The following is a 1,087-nucleotide window of genomic DNA, read 5'->3' on the forward strand; positions in this document are numbered from 1 at the left end:
TGCAGCGAGGCCGGGTACAGGCCCCAGAAAGGAGGTATTCCAGCCGCACCTTCCGGTACGGCTACCTTGTTACGACTTAGCCCCAATTACCGGTTTTACCCTGACACGCTCCTTGCGGTTACATGCTTTAGGTACCCCCAGCTTTCATGGCTTGACGGGCGGTGTGTACAAGGCCCGGGAACGTATTCACCGCGTCATTGCTGATACGCGATTACTAGCGAATCCAACTTCACGGGGTCGAGTTGCAGACCCCGATCCGAACTGTGAATGGCTTTTCGAGATTGGCATCACATTGCTGTGTAGCTGCCCGCTGTACCATCCATTGTAGCACGTGTGTAGCCCCGGACGTAAGGGCCATGATGACTTGACGTCGTCCCCGCCTTCCTCTCTGCTTGCGCAGGCAGTCTGTTTAGAGTCCCCACCTTGACGTGCTGGCAACTAAACATAGGGGTTGCGCTCGTTGCGGGACTTAACCCAACACCTCACGGCACGAGCTGACGACAGCCATGCAGCACCTAGTTTCCTGTCCCGAAGGACGCATCCGTCTCTGGATGCTTCAGTAACTTTCAAGCCCGGGTAAGGTTCCTCGCGTATCATCGAATTAAACCACATGCTCCTCCGCTTGTGCGGGCCCCCGTCAATTCCTTTGAGTTTCACCCTTGCGGGCGTACTCCCCAGGTGGATGACTTAACGCTTTCGCTTGGACGCTTACTGTATATCGCAAACATCGAGTCATCATCGTTTAGGGCGTGGACTACCAGGGTATCTAATCCTGTTCGATCCCCACGCTTTCGTGCATCAGCGTCAATAACGGCTTAGACAGCTGCCTTCGCAATCGGTGTTCTGAGACATATCTATGCATTTCACCGCTACTTGTCTCATTCCGCCGTCTTCAACCGCATTCAAGCACTTCAGTATCAAGGGCACTGCGACAGTTGAGCTGCCGTCTTTCACCCCTGACTTAAAGTGCCGCCTACGCACCCTTTAAACCCAATAAATCCGGATAACGCTCGGATCCTCCGTATTACCGCGGCTGCTGGCACGGAGTTAGCCGATCCTTATTCTCCGGGTACATTCAGCCCTCCAC

General features: G+C 54.5%; 1 rRNA gene. It reads right to left on the reverse strand.

What is annotated here, in order from left to right:
* Positions 1 to 27: 27 nt before the first annotated feature.
* Positions 28 to 1,087, reverse strand: a 16S ribosomal RNA gene (locus VJ786_RS16580); the annotation flags it as partial.

This window comes from Sphingobacterium tenebrionis, assembly GCF_037126265.1.
Taxonomy (GTDB): Bacteria; Bacteroidota; Bacteroidia; order Sphingobacteriales; family Sphingobacteriaceae; genus Sphingobacterium; species Sphingobacterium tenebrionis.